The sequence below is a fragment of the Noviherbaspirillum malthae genome, assembly GCF_015352985.1.
In the GTDB taxonomy this organism is placed as follows: Bacteria; Pseudomonadota; Gammaproteobacteria; order Burkholderiales; family Burkholderiaceae_D; genus Noviherbaspirillum; species Noviherbaspirillum malthae.
In genome coordinates this window covers 14,497-31,170 of sequence record NZ_JACYXF010000002.1, presented here as the reverse complement: position 1 = coordinate 31,170, position 16,674 = coordinate 14,497, and the positions used below count along the sequence as shown (strand labels likewise).

Genomic DNA, 16,674 nt, shown 5'->3' with positions numbered 1-16,674 from the left:
TTTCCATGGCTGCAATGTTACCACCGGGCAGCCGACATGGAGGAATGCTTGCCTGCTGTAATTAATTTGCGAAGCTGATCATACAAATTTTCGTTAACGTCCGATGTTTCACGGCTTACGCATTGATCGCCCGCTTTAATATAGCTAGACTATGGCTGGTCGACCGATATTGCGTCTCCGGCTTCGTGAAGCGGGTGCGTCTTTCCGGTTTCAGGATGCGTATTCTTCATGCCGTAGATCTGCTTGAATTCCATCAGCGTCATGAAGAAGACTCCGACGACAAGTCCGGCAATAAATATTCCCAGCAGCAGAATGATCAGCGAAACCATCTGTGGCCTCCGTCAGTTGCCCGGCATGGATGAACAGTCTTCTATTTAATCACTTGTGCCTGGGAAAGGGTTGCGGTTAATCAATTGATTAATTTTGATGCGCATGGCCTTTCCTTTAATCAATATCGATTGTTATCCCAAAGTTAACGTCTTGTTTTTTCAGGCCATTTATAGGAAAAGCCCATCGCGCCAATAGAAAAAATCCAGTGAAAAGACTTTGTGTGAGGCAACCAAAGTCCTCATATTCTGTCCTATCACTGCTTATCAGAAACGTTGCGTGCACCTGCCATTGAACTTATTGAGCTGCTCGCAAATTTGACTCTCAACAGGAACACGCATGCCAAGTTTTTCCAAGCTTTATGATTCGTTCAAGAACGGTTATGTCGTTGCGGTACTTTCCGTTCTGCTTGCCTTCATCGCAGTAGGCGCGGTGGTCTACAAGCCGCTCACGACTCACCACAACCCTGTCGTCCAATCTCAGGACATTTCCGAGATCACCAAGCTGGTCGCCAACCGCCACCGTCTCGAGTACCTGCTGCTGGCGCAGCCGCTTTCCGATTTCCCGCGTTACGTGTTCAAGTACAAGGACGCCGACGAGATCCATGTGGTCAAGGTGCCGAGCACGTCCCACTCCAATCTGGAACGCGAGGTGCTGCTGAAGAATGCCATCCCCTACGCCATCGCCAAGGATGAGTTTCTCAATGCCAATCGCGCCATCCTGGAAGACGAGGAAGCGCAGCGCAGCGCGCTCGCCGAAGCCGGCTCGTTCCTGGCTCGCAATGCCATCGGCATTGCATTGCTGGTGTTTCTTTTCATCGGCCTGCGCAAAGGCATGCCGAGTCTCGGCCTCGGCCACGGCGCGTCCGTCATCAAGCCTGAAAACCTGAAGGGTAGCATGGACGATCTCGTCGGCATGGAAGATATCAAGCGGGAAGTGGCCCATCTTGAAGAAATGATCATCAACCGCGACCTCTACCGTTCGCACAATATCGACAAGCCTTTCAACGTCATGCTGACCGGCCCTGCGGGCACCGGCAAGACCAAGCTGGCCGGCTATCTCGCGAAGAAGCTGGACATTCCGCTGATCCAGGCCTCCGGTTCGGGGCTCGAGTCCGGCTTCGTCGGTGGCGGTTCCAAGGCGCTCAATGCCCTTTACAAGAAGGCTGTTGCACAAGGCCGCTGCATCATCTTCCTTGACGAAGCCCAGAGCCTGTTCATGCCGCGCGGCCGCGGCGACAAGAAGTGGGATGACGATACCGCCAATACCCTGCTCGGCCTGCTCGACGGCGTGAAGAGCGAAGAAGGTTCCGGCGTGATCTGGGTCGTTGCCTCCAACTTCGATGATGCCAACAGCCAGATGGATGAAGCGATGCTGCGCCGTTTCGCGGTGAAGATCAATTTCCGCCTGCCGAACAAGTCCGAACGCCGGGAACTGCTCAATGTGTTCCTGTCGCGCAAGGATGTGGAATGCATCGACTGGAGCAACCTGAACCTCGACTATGTCGCTGAGATCACCGCAAACCTGAGCCCGGCTCTGCTGGAAACCGTGGTGGACCGCGCCAGCATGATCGCCATTCAGGAAAAGTCCCTGATCGATACCGACGTGCTGTTCCGTGCATTCGAGCGCGCTTCCATCGGTCTGACCGATCGTGCGACCACTGCCGAGAAGAACAAGGAGCGCGAACGCGTTGCCCTGCATGAACTCGGCCACTTCTTCATGCAGATCGATCCTTATGTTCGTCAGGGTCTGAGCTGGGACGAAGTCAAGGCCAAGTCCAACCTGCTCAAGATCAGCACCGAATCGGTTTCCAAGATTGGCGCGCTCGGCTATGTGCTGTCGTCGGCAAGCGACGTATCGCTGCGCACGCTCGAAGAAATGGAGCAGGATGTGGTGCAGCTGTACGGCGGCGTTGCAGCGGAAGAACTGTTCTATGGCGCGCGCGGCATCTCCACCGGCAGCCAGAACGACATCCAGAAAGTCACTGGAATGCTCGATCTGATGGTTAACCGTTTGTCCATGTATTCACGCTCCAAGCTCGACTACAGCCAGCTCAAGGGTGAAAGCTCGCCTGAAGAAGCGCTGCGCCAGGTGGAAGCCAAGGCGGATGAGCTCTATACCCGCACATTGGAAGCCATGAAGGATTACAAGGACCTGATCAGCGCCTTGACCGGTACGCTGCTCGAGCGCTATGTCTTGTCGAAAGATGAAGTCTTCGCATTGCTCGCCGATCTGACCGAGCCGCCGCGCAAGGCTGCTTGATGGAATTTCCAGACTGAGAAAAGGAAAAGCCCCGAACGCATCGCCGTTCGGGGCTTTTTTACTCTTGAAGCGAGGCCGTCGCTGCCTGTCCTGCTACGTCTGCGCGGCGGGCTGCTCCATGCGTGCAATCAGTTCCTGCGCCACCGGCTGCAATGCCGTCATCGACAAGCCTTCCAGCATGATCTTCGGCGATGCATCGATATCAGGATAATTGCGCAGGATGGATCGGCGGTAGGTCGGATCGTAGTGATGCCTCATCAGGCGCTCGAACAGTTCGGGCACCTTCTTCTGCGAGGCAAGGCTTTCCCATTGCTCGAACTCGTCGCCCCCGACCAGAGGCCGCAGAAAACGCAGGCGCTCTATCAACGACTCCGGATCTTCTTCGAAATGCGCATAGTCTTCCCGCAGCAGCTGCACCCGCTGGGCCATCGGCGCATCGACAGCGATGGTCATGCCGCTGCGCATGGTTTGCAGCAGGGCGTCCGGCAGCTGGACCTGGCCTATTTTCTTGCTCTCCGATTCCACCCATACCGGGCGGGCAGCATCAAACGACTCCAGCCGCTCAAGCAGCATGCTGTCGAACAGTTTCTGCGTTGGCTGGGGCTTGCCCGGCACCGCACCGATGATGGAACCGCGATGCGTTGCAAGTCCCTCGAGATCGAGCACCTGCGCGCCGTTTTCTTGCAAAGCTGTCAACAGCCTCGTCTTGCCGCATCCTGTCGGGCCCGACAGGATAATGTAGTTGAACCGGGCAGGCACGACCGTCAGTTGTTCATTGACCCAGCGCCGATAAGCCTTCCAGCCGCCTTTGACGCGCTCGACCCGGTAGCCGATCGTTTCCAGCACATCCTGCCAGACCTTGCTTCGCTTGCCTCCGCGGAAGCAATACACCAGGATGCGGCTCTTGCCTCCATACTTCGAGACATGGGTCTCGATATGGCGTGAAATGTTTTGCAAGGAATAGCGTGCGCCGAGCTGATAGGCGGCGAGCGGATTGCTCCTGTGCAGCGTGCCGACTTCGGCAAACTCGGCATTGTCGACGACGGGCAGATTGACTGCGCCGGGGATGTGGTCTTCATCGAATTCCCGCGGGCTGCGCGCGTCAATGATCAGGTCATAGGATTTGAAATCGTACATAACCGGGCATTGTAAAGGGTTTCAGCCGTCAATCCGCATGGTTTGCAGAATCGCGCCTCTTCAAGCCTAGTGGTGCGGTCGCGTCTTGTGCGTGTTCTCGGCTGCGCCGCTGCACCTCCGCTCCACATCAGCGATAATCATCGGCTTCGATGATCTTTTCCCATTTCAAATTCGACCATCATGAGTTCCCTACCCTCCTCCGCAATCCGTTTAACCTCGTTCTCTCACGGCGGCGGCTGCGGCTGCAAGATCGCTCCCGGCATCCTTGCCGATATCCTCAAGAAGTCGAGCGGCTTTCCCGTTCCCAAGGAACTCATGGTCGGCATCGAGACTGCGGACGACGCCGCCGTCTACAAGCTGAACGACGAGCAGGCGCTGATCGCAACCACGGATTTCTTCATGCCCATCGTGGACGATCCATTCGACTTCGGCCGGATCGCCGCCACCAACGCCATCTCGGATGTCTATGCGATGGGCGGCACGCCGATCATGGCGCTGGCGCTGGTCGCCATGCCGATCAATCAGCTGCCCGTGGATGTCATCGGCAAGGTCATTCAAGGCGGGGAGTCGGTCTGCGCCGAGGCGGGCATTCCGATTGCCGGCGGCCATACCATCGACTCGGTTGAACCGATCTACGGCCTCGTGGTAATGGGTCTGGTCCATCCCTCGAAGGTCAAGCGCAATGCCGACGCCAAGGCCGGCGACAAGCTGGTGCTCGGCAAGCCGCTGGGCGTAGGCATTCTGTCGGCGGCGCTGAAGAAGGACGCGCTGGATGCGGAAGGCTACCGGGCAATGATTGCCAACACAACCAAGCTCAACAAGCCCGGCAAGGCACTGTCGGCTCTTGCGGGCGTACATGCCTTGACCGACGTCACCGGCTTCGGCCTGCTCGGCCATTCGCTCGAACTGGCGCGCGGCGCCGGGCTCGGCGTACGCATCGACATGTCCCGCGTCCCCCTGCTCCCGGGCGTAGCGGAGCTGGCGGCGCGCGGCTTCGTCACCGGTGCGTCCGGCCGCAATTGGACTGGTTACGGCAAGGATGTGCAGCTGGACGCCGCCATTTCTCCGGTCCACCAGGCCCTGCTTACCGATCCGCAAACCTCGGGCGGCCTGCTCGTTTCCTGCAGTGCCGATGCAGTCGAAGAAGTACTCGCCTTATTCCGCGAGGACGGTTTCCATGAAGCCGCGGTCATCGGTGAAGTCATCGACGGGCCTGCCGGCGTATTGGTCACAGCCGGGTAAGTCCGCACCGGGCGCCTCGACGGCAGAGCGCCCGGCGTCTCACTCGAACTGGCCGGGCTTGCAATGCCCCTTGAGTACGGCCTGGATTTGCGCGAACTTGACCGGCTTGTCGAAAACTTGTTCGAAGCCGGCATCCCTCGCTCGCTGATGTTCACGCGGATCGTCGAAGCCGGTCACGGCAATCAGGGGAATATGAGCGCATGCCGGATCGGTCCGCAGTTCGCGGGCAATATCAAAGCCGCTCTTTTCTCCCGGCAAGCGCAGATCGCAGAATACGAGATCCGGCAGATCGCTGCGGATGCATTCCAGCGCAGTGCGGGCATTGAACGCCGCCTGGGTGGAACAGCCCATCACCTCGAGCAAATCGCAGAACAGCTTGGCCAGGTCCTCGTTGTCTTCAATGACAATCACCCGCATGGGACGGGCTTGAACCTGCTTGTCTTCCGGAGATAAATGTACGGTCATCAGATTAGAAGCTCGAGGCATCCAGTCGACTATCCTGTTCATAAGGAAAGCGGACCGAGTGATAAGTTCCCTGACTTTGCCTGGCGCAAATGGCTGATGCATGTCAATGCACCGCTCCCATCCGCATACCGGACGACATCCGGCTATCCTGCATTTGCCTTGATATAACCTAAAGCACGCTATTTTCCCGTGCTCAATAATTGTGCAAAAATGGCCAGCCATGAATCTCGCCGTCCCTTTCTCCTAACTTTTGCCCCGATTGAGCACGCTTCCTCTTTTCTTTTCCACTGCCTCCAACGTGCCTAGCAGCACCGGCTCCAACCCCGGGAACCGAGGTCACGGTATGCGCAGCCGCAACCGCGGCCTTGCAGCGGGTGCCGTCATCGTTCTGACGGCCGCATTGCTCTCTGCGGCCATTCCGACCCCGGTTCATGCCCAGGAGACCCAGGAAACGGCAAACTACAAGCTTGAAATCGAGGGTGCCGGACGCCTGCGCGGGCTGCTTGAAGAGCACCTGGAAATCAGCCGCCGGCAGAAGGACAAGGATATGTCAACTGAGGAAATCCGCAGGCTGGTCGAGATCGCGCCGGAACAGGCGCGCGGCCTGCTCGCCACGGAAGGCTATTTTTCTCCCGTCATCCGCCCGGTACTGGAAGGCGGCGATGGTTCGCCGGTGGCGCGCATCGATGTCGATCTGGGCCCGCAAACCCGCATATCCTCCGTCGACATCCGTTTTCGAGGCGCTATCGCCGAGGGCGATCAGGCCAACGTCCGGAGAATGGAGCGGCTTCGCCGGCAATGGAAACTCGACCCCGGTGACGGATTCACGCAAAAGGCATGGACGGACGCCAAGAACGACTTGCTCAAGGATCTGCTCAACCGCGACTTTCCGGCGGCGGCGATTTCCTCGAGCGAGGCCCGCGTCGATCCGGAACGAAACGTCGCAGAACTTTCGGTAGAGGTTGATTCCGGCCCGGCCTTCACATTCGGCGACCTTGATATTCAAGGTCTGACACGCTACTCGCGCGACATGATCGACAGGCTCAATCCGATTACGCCGGGCGAGCCCTATTCCCAGGAAAAGCTGAACGAACTGCAGACACGCCTGGAAGACACCGGTTATTTCCGGTCCGCATTTGCCACGGTCGACGTCGATCCGGCGGCGCCGATGAACGTGCCGGTGCGGCTCGACCTGTCAGAGAATCCGCGCAAGCGCCTGTCCCTGGGTGTCGGCTTCTCCACCGACACCGGCGCACGCGCGCAGGTGAAGTGGCTCGACCGCAATTTCCTGTCTCGCGACTGGCGCCTGGAATCGGAATTGCGCATCGACAGGGAAACCCGGCTGCTGGGCGGCGACGTCTTCCTTCCGGCAATACAGGAAGGATGGCTCGACGGCTGGCTGCCCAGTGTCGGCGCCCGCTATGAACGCACGGTCAGCGCCGGCGAGACCAACGACAAGATACGTTTCGGCGGACGGGTCGCCAGTCCGAACAAGAATGACGAAAAGGCGTGGGGCGTTTCGTATCTGGCCGACCGCCAGAAAATCGGCGATTTCCGCAATAACAGGCAGGCAGTCATTGGCACCTTTACCTATACCCGCAGGAGGCTCGATCATCCTTTGCTGCCGCGCCGAGGCTATGTCGCCTCGGTCGAACTTGGCGCCGGGCCCCAGGGCCTCGGCAACGACAGCAATATTGGCCGCGTCGTCACACGCGGCCTGTGGCTGGAACAGCCTGCCAGACGCTTTCGCACCGTGGTGCGCGGACAAGTCGGCCAGGTATTCGGCGGCAGCCGCCTGACCGTGCCGGGCGATCTGCTGTTCCGGGCCGGCGGCGACCAGAGCGTACGCGGCTATGGCTACAACACGCTGGGCGTGGAACAGAACGGCGCCATCGTCGGCGGACCTGTCACCGCAGTTCTGAGCGGGGAAGTCGTGTACATGCTGACGCCGGAATGGGGCGCGGCCGTCTTTCATGATGTCGGCAATGCCGCAGATTCCTGGAGCGAATTCCGCTTCCGCCACGGCACCGGCGTCGGCGCCCGCTGGCGCAGTCCGCTCGGCCCCGTGAACGTCGACCTGGCCTACGGCCATGAGGCCAAGAAGCTCAGATTGCATTTCTCCCTCGGCTATGGCTTCTGAACGCAACGATCAGGCCGCCGCGCCGGCCGCCTCCTCCGCCTCGCCGCAACCCGGACCATCCCGGCGGCGGCGCCATCCGATTCTGCTGACCATCGCCGGCCTGCTGCTCGTACTGCTGGCTGCAATCGCCTGGCTGGCGGCGACAGAAAGCGGCACCCGCGCGCTGCTGCGGACGGCGCAGTCTTTTGCGGGAGAAAGCCTGCAGGTACGCGGCGTCTCCGGCCGTCTGACCGGTCCGCTGCGCATCGAAGAACTGGTCATCAATCAGCCCGACAGCAGAACCGTCCTGCGCGACCTGCGGCTGGACTGGCGGCCGTCGGAACTGCTGCGGCGCAATCTGCACATCACCTCGCTGCATGTGGCCCGCGCCGACATCACGAGCACCGGCGAACCCAAGGAAGAGGAAAAGACCCCGCCGCCAGGAAACATCGGCCTGCCGTTCAAGCTTCAGCTTGACGAAGCAAAGCTCGACCAGGGTTCTTTCAGCAAAGGTCCGGCCAAGCTGGCCGACTTCGGACCGATAGGCATGAATGCAGAATTCGATGGGGAGCGTTACCGGCTGCGCCTGCGCGAACTGGCGGCCAGCCCGGTGCTGGAAAATGGCTCGGCATCCACACGCCTGAGCGGCGAAGCAGATATTGCCGCCCTGCCGCCGCACGCCCTCAGCGCGGCGATACGGGCCGATGCCAAAGGCACGCTGCAGGACCAGAATATCGGCGCCGACGGCAAGCTCAACCTCTCGGGCTCGCTGCAGGAACTGACCGCGAAAGTCGACCTGGTGGTGAACCAGGCGCCGATACAAGGCCAGGCGCTGCTGCGCCCGTTTTCCGAAAAACCGCTCGGCGCAACCCAGCTGACCGCACGCGGCGTCGATCTGTCTCGACTGATGCCAGACCTGCCCGAGACCAGTCTGGATGCCGAACTTGTTTCCTCCGAAAACGGCGACGGCCGACTGAGCGTGAACAACCGCTCGCCGGGCACCTATGACAAGAAGAAAGTGCCCCTGATCGGACTGGATGGCGTATTCCGGCAGGACGGCGGAAGCATTCTGATCGACCACATCGTCGCTCGCCTGGGCGACGGCAAGACTGCGGCCGGAGACATCACCGGCAACGCCGTGATCGCCGGCAGCGACATGTCGGCTACGCTGCATACCGAACGACTGAATCTGCAAGCCCTGGACGGTCGCTCCCGCCCCACCCGTCTCTCCGGCAAGGTCGACCTGAAGCAGGCGGCTGGCCGCCAGGAAGCCAGCGTCGATCTCAGCGAGCCGCTCGGCAAGCAGCGCCTGAGGCTGGAGGCCCACGCCGCGATGGAAAACCAGCGCATCACCGTCGACCGCGCGCGGCTGCAAGCAGGCAGCGGCATCGTGTCGCTCACCGGCCAGGCCGACCTCGCAGGCGACCAGGCCTTCCGAGCCGAGGGAAACATCGAACGATTCAGGCTGCAGGATCTCGGCGAATTTGCGCAGCTGCCCGGATTGCTGCTCAACGCACGCTTCAATGCAGAAGGAAGACGCCAGCCCGGCTTGGCCGCGAACCTGGAATTTTCGATCAACGACAGCCAGCTCGCCGGCAATCCGCTTGCGGGCAACGGCAAGGTGAAGCTCGACAATGACCGGCTGGATGTGCCCGCCTTTCTGCTGACTTCCGGCGCCAACCGGCTTACTGCCGAGGGCAGTCTCGCGGAGCAGAATGCGCAGATCAAGTTCAATCTCGATGCGCCTCGGCTCGCCCAGCTCGGTCCTGCATTCAGCGGCGCGGCACGCGCGGCAGGAACCGTGCGGGGCTCCCTGCAGAAACCGGCCATCAATGCGGAGTGGAGCGGTTCGAACCTGCGGCTTCCCGGTTCCGTGCAGATCGGCACCCTTCAAGGCAAGGCCGATGCCGTTCTGGATCGGGAAAAGTCATTGATCCTCAACGCCGTGACTGCCGATGTCGGCGCACGCGGTCTGCAGCAAGGCGCGAACAAGCTGGCCGACCTCGAACTGCGCGCGCGGTTTGCGCCGGCGCCCGACGCACCGCTGTCCATCTCGCTGCGGGCCAACGGCATCCAGGCGGCGCAGCTGAAGATCGATCGCGTCAACGTGAGCGCCGACGGCACCACTGCACGACATGCCATCGAAGCCGCATTGAACGAACCGGCACAGAACTGGACGCTACGGGCCAACGGCGGCCTCAGCCGCCTGGAGAGCGCGCCGCAATGGCAGGGATCGATTGCATCCTTCAATACCGCCGGGAAGCTCAAGGCCGGCCTGGCTGCGCCGGCACCGCTGCTGCTGTCGGCTGCCAAGGTGCAGCTGGACAATTTCATTGTCGACACCGACGGCGGCCGGATCGGCATCGAACAGTTCCTGCGGGAAGACACACTCATCGCCACGCGCGGCAGGCTGGAAAAAGTGCAGATCGCGCAGTGGCTGCGCCTTCTCCCCAAATCACCGCCGCTGCGAACCGATCTGCAATTCAGCGGAGACTGGAATCTCCGCATGGCGGATACCTTGTCGGGCAATGCCCGGCTGCAGCGGGACAGCGGCGACGCCACAGTGCTCGGCAGCACGCCTCTCACGCTCGGACTGCGCCGGCTAAGCGCTGCGCTCTCCGCCGAAAGCGGCCGGGTCGACGTTCAGCTGCAGGCCGAAGGCAGCCGGCTGGGGACGATCGACGTCGCCGCAGGCACGCGGACCGGCTCCGGCAGCCAACGCCTGACGCTGGCCGACGATGCGCCGCTTTCAGGCCGCGCCCGGATCGATGTGCCGTCGCTGTCCTGGCTTGGCCCGCTAGCCTCGCCGTCGCTGGCTGTCGCCGGACGGCTGCAGTGCGATGTCGCGATCGCAGGCAGCGTTGGAGACCCGCGCCTCGCCGGCAGCATCACCGGCGACGGTTTGCGGGTGGCGATGGCCGACCTCGGCGTCGATCTTCGCGAGGGAAGCCTGCGCAGCGAATTCCAGGGAGAACGGCTGGTCATCGAGAGCCTGAACTTCCGCGGCGGCGGCGGAAGCATCGCCATGTCCGGCCCCATCGATCTCGGCGGCGGCGAGGTGGCCGCAAATATCGCGCTGCATGCGGAACGCTTTGCCGTTCTCAACCGCCCGGACCGGCGCGTCATCGTCAGCGGCGACAGCCAGCTCGCGTATGCGGCAAATCGTGCAACGGTCAACGGCGCCTTTACCGTGGATTTCGGCTTCGTCGACCTGGGCAGCGCCGACAAGCCGGAGCTGTCGAGCGATGTCGTCATTGTCGGACAGGAGAAAAAAGGGGCGCAGAAGACCGCAGCCTCCGTTGACGTGAGCGTGTCCCTCGGCGAGGGCGTCGCGCTGAAGGGACGCGGCATCGATGCAACACTGGTGGGCAAGGTACGCATCATCAGTGCCGCAGGCGAAACATTGCGGGCGCAAGGCACCCTGAGCATTGCCAAGGGCACCTTCAGCGCCTATGGCCGCGAACTTGCCATCGAACAGGGAGAAATTCGCTTTACCGGTCCGCTCGACAATCCGGCGCTGGACATCCTGGCCATGCGACGCGGCCAGGAAGTGGAAGCCGGCGTTTCGGTGCGCGGCACGGTACTGGCTCCGCGCATCACGCTGGTGTCCGAGCCCAGCGTGGCCGACGCGGAAAAGCTGTCCTGGCTGGTGCTGGGACGCGGACTTGCCACTGCCAGCCAGGGCGATGCGACCACGCTGCAAAGCGCGGCAGCCGCCCTGCTCGCGCGCGGTGCCCAAGCCGGGGTGCAATCTCGAATCGCCAGCGCCTTCGGCCTTGACACTTTCAGCGTCGGCACCAGCAACGACAACTTGCAGCAGCGCATCGTTACCTTGGGCAAGCAGATTTCTTCCCGCCTCTACCTGAGCTACCAGCAAGGCCTGGAAAATGCCGGCAGCGTGGTTCAGCTTCGCTATGCGCTATCGCCGAAACTGTCGGTGGAAGCTGAAGCCGGAGCCAGAAGCGCGCTTTCCCTCTTCTACAACATTGCATTCGATTGACGCGGCTTAGTACCGGTTCGACATTGATTGCCTTGCGAACATACGAACGTTTTTTCGATGTCATGGGGCAAGACAGCCATAAGGTTTGTATCCGATTGAACAATTGCCGGCAGGCGGTGACCAAACATCACCTGCTACCGTCAATCAGCTTTTGGAGGAAACTGCATGCAACCCATGTCATCCGGCATACGCTGGTGGTTTGAGTCGATGGACCGGGCGCGACGCACCCGTGGCGCGGTCATGGAACGCATGGGCTATGGCCCGGTGGAAACGCCCTACGAGACCGTGATGACCGCGCCCGGCTTGCGCCTGCGCCGCTACAGCGCGAACCCGGGCAGCGGCAAAGCCGCATTCATCGTACCGGCGCCGATCAAGCGTCATTACATTTGGGATCTCGACCCGGAATGCAGCGTGGTGCTGCGTCTTCTCGACGAAGGTTTTCAGGTATGGCTGGTGGAATGGACGGAGCCCGGCGAGGAGGACACGCATTTCGGACTCGAACACTATGCGCTTCGGGCGCTCGACCAATGCATGGACGCCATCCGTACCGAAGGCGGACCTGCGAAACTCATCCTGCTCAGCCATTCGCTCGGCGGCGTTTTCGCCACGATCTATGCCGCGCTGCGGCCGGAGCGGGTTTCGGGGCTGGTGCAAGTGGAGTCCCCGCTGCATTTCGCACGCGGCTCGGGGTCGTTCGGTCCGCTCGTTGCCTTCGGCCCTCAACCGGAGAAAGTGACCCGGTTGTTCGGGCGTATTCCCGGCTCGGTACTCAACCTGGCCAGCATGGTGGCATCACCGTCGACTTTCGGTTCGGAGCGCATCGCCGACATGTTCGCCAGCATGGGGTCCACCAGGCATATGCGCAGCCACCTGCTGGTCGAGCGCTGGACGCTGGACGAAGCGCCGATGGCGCCCGCCCTGTTCGAGGAAGTCGTCGACCGTTTGTATTTGCGCGACGCTTTCATGCGCGGCGAGCTGGACATCGCGGGCCAGCGCATCGGACCGCAGAACATCGTATCGCCGCTGCTGGCCATCTACGATCCGCGAAGCACCATCATTCCGCCGTCTTCGATCATTGCATTCCATGACGCCGCGGCCAGTCCGGTGAAGCGCCTGATCGCCTATCAAGGAGATACCGGTGTGGCATTGGCACATGTCGGCGCACTGGTCGGCAGCAGTGCCCATGCGGAAATCTGGCCGGAGGTGCTTGCCTGGACCGATGGTATCGCGCGTGATTGGCATTGAGTGGTTGCGGGCTGGTCTCCAGCCCTGTGTTGCCCTGAAGTGCCTGCCGAAACAAAAACGCCGCACGAAGCGGCGTTTTTACTGTCTTGCTGTTTATTTGCTCGATGCACCCGACGCGCCGCTCTGGCCGCCAGAACTTCCGTGCCCGGAATGTCCTCCGGCTCCACCCGCCTGCCCGGAATGTCGCGCCGAATGATGCTTGCCGCGCTGAGTGCTGCCGGACTCGCCAGACCCGCTGTCGCCCGAAGTCGTTTCCATCCGAGCGGCCTGCTGGCGCGCCTGAAGATCCGCCGCTCTCTGCTCCACATCGGCAATGCGCGCGGGATCGGTGCTTTCACGAATTTCCGAAGCCGGCGATTGGGCATGCGCGATGCCTGCGAACGCCAGTGCGGAAACGATCACGGTCAATGCAGATTTTTTCATTGTTGCCTCCATGAGCTAAACCGGAAATACGTCGGCCGAATGTCTTATCGACATGCAAGCGGCGACGCCTCTCTTCTAGGACTCCGGAAACGATTGCTGGTTTCGCATCTATCGGCGAACGTCAGCACGAATAATTGATTCTCAGTAGTTGCGCGCATCCTGGCTGCTGGTGCCGGTGACGCGTCCGCTGGTGATGTCGAAATGCACGTTGAAAAAGCGCGGCTCGGTGCCGACCTGATAGCGCCAGTCCCAGGCTTCCTCGTTCTTCAGCTTGTACTGGACGACGGTACGCGGCTTGCCGAGCAGGCGGCGCACTTCATCGCGTGTCATGCCGGGCTTGATGCGGGCAAAGGTGTCTTGCGTAAGAAGCTGGCGGTAATCTTTGAGCAAGCCCGACTTGTCGATGACGAATTCCCAGGTGCGTACACCTTCCGGGCCTTTCGGATACTGCAGCGCGCGCGTGCCGTCCTCTTCTTCCCAAACGGTCTCCGGCTTGCCCATCACCATGCGCACGTCGGATTCCGAGGAAATTCCCTTTTCCAGCTTGTCCAATCCGAACTCCTCTACAGGCCGGCCCTGCCTGTCGCAACCGGCGGCCAGCAAGGCAAACAAGGCGAGCATCACGATTCGCAGCCAATTGCGCATCATTGTTCCTAACGTCCTTTTGAACGGCGCCGGAGGCCCCAGACCGGCACCAGCAAACATTATCAGAACCCGATCCGGCGCTTGCCGCCGTCGGACTTCAGGCGCAAATCCTCCGGTACTAGCGAAGACCGCCCTGCCGCAACGGCAAAGCCGAGACCGTCAAGCAGCGCCTTGCGCATTTCGCGCGGCGACACATCCGAAAGCTTGTCGAGTACATTGTCGGGCAAGTCTTCGTCGACGTTCTTGAGCCGCAGCTCCTTCAGCAAGCCGTCATAGACGCGCTGGGCGATGACCGCGGACTGTTCCGGCGTCGGGGAAGGCACATCGTACACCGCCATGCGTGACAAAAGGGCTTCGGGAATGCCGTCGAGGCTGTTGGCCGTCAGCACCCAGAATACCTGGCTCGCATCGAGATCGACATCGATGAATTCGTCATGAAAAGCCCGCGACGTCTCTGGTTCGAGCAGCTGGTAAAGAGCAGCCATCGGGTCGGACTGGGTGGAGCCGGTCGCCTTTTCGACTTCATCCAGCAGCACCACCGGATTGGCGAATTTTCCGCGCACCAGCCGCTCCGCCACCTTGCCGCACTTGGCGCCTTTCCATGTGGATGAACTGCCGGTGATCACGAAACCTGCGGACAAGGCATTCATGCTGATGAACTCGAACTCGGTGCCCAGTACCGCCGCCAGCCTCTTGCCGAAGTGGGTTTTGCCGACGCCGGGGTCGCCCAGCAGCAGCACCGGCATGACGTTGAAGCCCGCGCCGCCGACGATGGCCAGCCCGAGATAGCGTTTCAGGTCGTCGAGCACTTCACCGAAATTCGGACAATCGTCGTAAAGCGGTTCCAGCGCCGCCGTGGATGAAGGGGTTGTCACGAATCGTTCCGCACCAAGTTCGAGCATGTTCTCGTAGAAGGCTTCAAGCTCGGGCGATTTTAGTGAGCGTGCCCTGGCTTGGGCACTCTCGACTTCCTTCATGTTATAGATTGGATGTGAGCGGGCGAGTGTAATCGTCATAAATACCTCCTCTATCGCATGCAATCTTTCATGGGACCTTGCGGGCAAAATCTACAATTTCCACCATTGCGCACAACCGCTGCCTGCTCGGCTCCAACGCTTCCACCGACTGTCGTACACCACACGCCAGTCATGGACAGGAGACTTGCCTTGCATTTGTACATGCACATGGATATGCAAACTCTGTTCCAAGTGCAAGGATTTCCAGCAAGCCACCTTCAGCTTCATTGCACCGAAAACGCGACCGAATGTCAACGGCTTCGCGCGCTCGCAGTGCAGCCTGTGGTGAACCGGCAGCAGCAGCTGCCGGGATTCAAACACCTAGACTGATTGTGCGTGGATGGATAAACCAGAAAGCTATGCCGCAGCAGAAAGACACGCCATGAATTCGGAAGCGGCAGAAGCGACGGCTTCCTCCAGGGCAATGGCGTTGCTGGGATGGGTGATGGTATTGCAGGTGACAATGCGCCCGGCGCCTGCTGCCCGCATGTCATCGAGCGCACCGTCGGCAAATACGCCGTGCACCGCAATGCAGACGGGTGCAGGCAGGCAGGCCGCACGCAGATGCTGTATGGCCGCGATCATGGTTCTGCCCGTGGAGGCGATGTCGTCGACGATGACGGGCGTCATGTGTTCCCATCCGGCGGTCTGCGGCGCCGTCACCTCGACGTCGCGGTCGCCGTAACGCGTCTTCTGCAGGATCGCATGCTGGCATCCGACAGCGCGAGCCACCTTTGCTGCCCATTGCTCGCTTTCGGCATCGGGTCCGATGACAACCGGATGTGTCACATTCTCCCTTATCCAAGCCGCGATCATGGGTGCAGACTGCACCACCCTGGACGGTATGGAATAGATTTCATCAAGGGAGTGATGACGATGAAGATGCGGGTCCACGGCGACGAGCCAGTCGAACGTACCCGAGAGGAACCGGGCCATGTGCTGCGAGGCGGCGCCTTCGCCTGGCTTGAAATGCGAATCCTGCCGCATGTAGGCGAGATACGGCGCAATCAGTCCGATCCGGCGCGCTCCGAGTTCGCGGGCCGTACTGGCAGCGAGATAAAGACGAATGAGCTTGTCATCGGGCTTGTGCAGCGTGCATACCAGCGCCACGTCGCGATCCTTGACGGGTGCCAGCAGCCTGACATAGGACTCCCCGTCCGGGAAAAGCCTGGTTTCCAGATCGCCCAGTTCGCAGGACAAGGCCTTCGCCACCGAAGCGGCGAACATCTCGTTTCCCGGCAGCGGAAACAGTACCGACATCATTGCGCTCCCTTACGCTTTTTCTTGCGTCCACTTTATCGGCGGCATTCGCCGATCCTCTGCGTTTGCGCAGAAAGCCGTCAATCTGTCAGCAGCAAAGCCACACTGCCAATCGCCATTGAGCGCGATCAATCAACGCATCGATCCTTGCATCGTTGACGCTGGCGAGGACTCACTAAGAATGATGAGCCATCGGGCGATAAAGCGTGTATGACCTGTAATTTTTTCAAAGGAAATTTTTCCATTCTGGCGATACTTCCCGATGCCTTGCGCAAATTTACTTCGCAGGAAGCGGAAACCTCGGAGAAGACACTTCGTTGCTGCGAGAGAAAGGGAAATACGCCCCGCAACAGCGTTCCGGCTGCGAATTTTGGCGGAAATGCACGCACAATCGTTTCCTCTTCATACTTGCATGTATCTTGCTTCAACGCTCTATGTGCGCAAGCACCGCGAATGAGCAGGACACCGGATGCATGTGAAATCATTGACGATCCTCATCATTTAATTTTTCCAGCGCGCCCTATACTTAACTA

13 protein-coding genes are annotated in these 16,674 nt (G+C 60.6%); 5 read left to right on the top strand and 8 right to left on the bottom strand.

Features of this window, described 5'->3' with window-relative positions:
- Positions 1-149 precede the first annotated feature (149 nt).
- Entirely contained in the window at positions 150-329 is a 180-nt protein-coding gene (locus IGW03_RS03990; protein ID WP_194721242.1) for a hypothetical protein, read from the bottom strand.
- A gap of 337 nt (positions 330-666) precedes the next feature.
- Here IGW03_RS03990 and IGW03_RS03985 point away from each other — a divergent pair, with 337 nt between their 5' ends.
- Entirely contained in the window at positions 667-2,589 is a 1,923-nt protein-coding gene (locus IGW03_RS03985; protein WP_194721241.1) for an AAA family ATPase, read from the top strand.
- A gap of 93 nt (positions 2,590-2,682) precedes the next feature.
- Here the strand turns inward: IGW03_RS03985 and mnmH are convergent, their stop codons facing one another.
- Positions 2,683-3,726, bottom strand: a complete 1,044-nt coding sequence (mnmH, locus tag IGW03_RS03980; RefSeq protein ID WP_194721240.1) for a tRNA 2-selenouridine(34) synthase MnmH — start codon at positions 3,724-3,726, stop codon at positions 2,683-2,685.
- Between the two features lie 180 nt (positions 3,727-3,906).
- Between mnmH and selD the strand changes: the two genes are divergently transcribed.
- Positions 3,907-4,968, top strand: coding sequence for a selenide, water dikinase SelD (gene selD / locus IGW03_RS03975; RefSeq protein WP_194721239.1), 1,062 nt, complete (start codon positions 3,907-3,909; stop codon positions 4,966-4,968).
- Between the two features lie 39 nt (positions 4,969-5,007).
- Here the strand turns inward: selD and IGW03_RS03970 are convergent, their stop codons facing one another.
- A complete protein-coding gene (locus IGW03_RS03970; protein ID WP_194721238.1) occupies positions 5,008-5,433 on the bottom strand; it encodes a response regulator in 426 nt (141 codons plus the stop codon).
- 343 nt (positions 5,434-5,776) lie between these two features.
- On the opposite strand from IGW03_RS03970, the gene IGW03_RS03965 reads away from it, so the two are divergent.
- The 3 genes from IGW03_RS03965 to IGW03_RS03955 all read left to right on the top strand — a co-directional run bounded on the left by IGW03_RS03965 (position 5,777) and on the right by IGW03_RS03955 (position 12,797).
- Positions 5,777-7,573 carry an autotransporter assembly complex protein TamA gene (locus IGW03_RS03965; protein ID WP_194721237.1) on the top strand — a complete coding sequence of 599 codons (1,797 nt, stop codon included), beginning with the start codon at positions 5,777-5,779 and terminating at the stop codon, positions 7,571-7,573.
- On the top strand, positions 7,563-11,552 hold the full coding sequence (locus IGW03_RS03960; RefSeq protein WP_194721236.1) for a translocation/assembly module TamB domain-containing protein: 3,990 nt from the start codon (positions 7,563-7,565) through the stop codon (positions 11,550-11,552). The genes IGW03_RS03965 and IGW03_RS03960 overlap by 11 nt, the downstream gene beginning before the upstream one ends.
- Before the next feature lie 165 nt (positions 11,553-11,717).
- Positions 11,718-12,797, top strand: coding sequence for an alpha/beta fold hydrolase (locus IGW03_RS03955; RefSeq protein WP_194721235.1), 1,080 nt, complete (start codon positions 11,718-11,720; stop codon positions 12,795-12,797).
- 93 nt (positions 12,798-12,890) lie between these two features.
- Here the strand turns inward: IGW03_RS03955 and IGW03_RS03950 are convergent, their stop codons facing one another.
- From IGW03_RS03950 to IGW03_RS03930, 5 genes are all read right to left on the bottom strand, one after another.
- Positions 12,891-13,220, bottom strand: a complete 330-nt coding sequence (locus IGW03_RS03950; RefSeq protein WP_194721234.1) for a hypothetical protein — start codon at positions 13,218-13,220, stop codon at positions 12,891-12,893.
- Positions 13,221-13,361: 141 nt separating this feature from the next.
- Entirely contained in the window at positions 13,362-13,865 is a 504-nt protein-coding gene (gene bamE / locus IGW03_RS03945) for an outer membrane protein assembly factor BamE domain-containing protein (protein WP_194721668.1), read from the bottom strand.
- Positions 13,866-13,927: 62 nt separating this feature from the next.
- Positions 13,928-14,881 (bottom strand): AAA family ATPase, encoded by a 954-nt coding sequence (locus IGW03_RS03940; RefSeq protein WP_194721233.1) that lies wholly within the window; start codon positions 14,879-14,881, stop codon positions 13,928-13,930.
- A 357-nt stretch (positions 14,882-15,238) separates the two neighbouring features.
- Positions 15,239-16,144 carry a ribose-phosphate pyrophosphokinase gene (locus IGW03_RS03935; protein WP_194721232.1) on the bottom strand — a complete coding sequence of 302 codons (906 nt, stop codon included), beginning with the start codon at positions 16,142-16,144 and terminating at the stop codon, positions 15,239-15,241.
- A 125-nt stretch (positions 16,145-16,269) separates the two neighbouring features.
- Positions 16,270-16,626, bottom strand: a complete 357-nt coding sequence (locus IGW03_RS03930) for a hypothetical protein (RefSeq protein ID WP_194721231.1) — start codon at positions 16,624-16,626, stop codon at positions 16,270-16,272.
- Positions 16,627-16,674: the final 48 nt, after the last annotated feature.

Excerpts from the sequence above, each read along its gene's own strand:
- IGW03_RS03970 (WP_194721238.1), bottom strand. The coding sequence starts at position 5,433 with ATGACCGTACATTTATCTCCGGAAGACAAGCAGGTTCAAGCCCGTCCC.
- mnmH (WP_194721240.1), bottom strand. The coding sequence starts at position 3,726 with ATGTACGATTTCAAATCCTATGACCTGATCATTGACGCGCGCAGCCCG.
- bamE (WP_194721668.1), bottom strand. The coding sequence starts at position 13,865 with ATGCGCAATTGGCTGCGAATCGTGATGCTCGCCTTGTTTGCCTTGCTG.
- IGW03_RS03930 (WP_194721231.1), bottom strand. The coding sequence starts at position 16,626 with ATGATTTCACATGCATCCGGTGTCCTGCTCATTCGCGGTGCTTGCGCA.
- IGW03_RS03985 (WP_194721241.1), top strand. The coding sequence starts at position 667 with ATGCCAAGTTTTTCCAAGCTTTATGATTCGTTCAAGAACGGTTATGTC.
- IGW03_RS03955 (WP_194721235.1), top strand. The coding sequence starts at position 11,718 with ATGCAACCCATGTCATCCGGCATACGCTGGTGGTTTGAGTCGATGGAC.
- IGW03_RS03950 (WP_194721234.1), bottom strand. The coding sequence starts at position 13,220 with ATGAAAAAATCTGCATTGACCGTGATCGTTTCCGCACTGGCGTTCGCA.
- IGW03_RS03935 (WP_194721232.1), bottom strand. The coding sequence starts at position 16,144 with ATGATGTCGGTACTGTTTCCGCTGCCGGGAAACGAGATGTTCGCCGCT.
- IGW03_RS03940 (WP_194721233.1), bottom strand. The coding sequence starts at position 14,881 with ATGACGATTACACTCGCCCGCTCACATCCAATCTATAACATGAAGGAA.
- IGW03_RS03960 (WP_194721236.1), top strand. The coding sequence starts at position 7,563 with ATGGCTTCTGAACGCAACGATCAGGCCGCCGCGCCGGCCGCCTCCTCC.
- selD (WP_194721239.1), top strand. The coding sequence starts at position 3,907 with ATGAGTTCCCTACCCTCCTCCGCAATCCGTTTAACCTCGTTCTCTCAC.
- IGW03_RS03965 (WP_194721237.1), top strand. The coding sequence starts at position 5,777 with ATGCGCAGCCGCAACCGCGGCCTTGCAGCGGGTGCCGTCATCGTTCTG.
- IGW03_RS03990 (WP_194721242.1), bottom strand. The coding sequence starts at position 329 with ATGGTTTCGCTGATCATTCTGCTGCTGGGAATATTTATTGCCGGACTT.